Source organism: uncultured Dokdonia sp., assembly GCF_947492535.1.
In the GTDB taxonomy this organism is placed as follows: Bacteria; Bacteroidota; Bacteroidia; order Flavobacteriales; family Flavobacteriaceae; genus Dokdonia.
Genome location: NZ_CANLNH010000050.1, coordinates 1 through 386 on the forward strand (window position 1 = coordinate 1; position 386 = coordinate 386).

The following is a 386-nucleotide window of genomic DNA, read 5'->3' on the forward strand; positions in this document are numbered from 1 at the left end:
TTACTATTGATCCCATCAAAATATTGTGCTACATCTACATAAAACTCTAAAGGAGATTCCTGTGTTCTTGAAATACGCTGATACTTCTCAAATCGATCCTCTATGTTTGGTATTTCGCGTAAGCGTAAAATATATTCTGGTAAGGTAGAGGTATCTAACGTTCTAGTAGAAGATTCTGTATACTCATTACCACTCACCAAAGCTGATTTCTGTGCTTTCTTTGCCTTGTCTTGGAAACTAACTTCCTTCGTCTTTATTAAAAAGGCGCCGCCTGCTGCTAAAGTTCCATATCGAGAGGTCGCTACCACCGATTTTAATACCGTAATACTTGCTATTTGTTGTACATCTAAAAAGTTAGGAGGGTCTTGATAGGGCGTACCATTGAC

1 protein-coding gene is annotated in these 386 nt (G+C 38.3%); it reads right to left on the bottom strand.

Translation table 11 applies throughout. The features are described 5' to 3' along the window. A partial coding sequence (locus Q1A60_RS21500) for a hypothetical protein (protein WP_300008510.1) occupies positions 1-386 on the bottom strand: 386 nt, incomplete at both ends.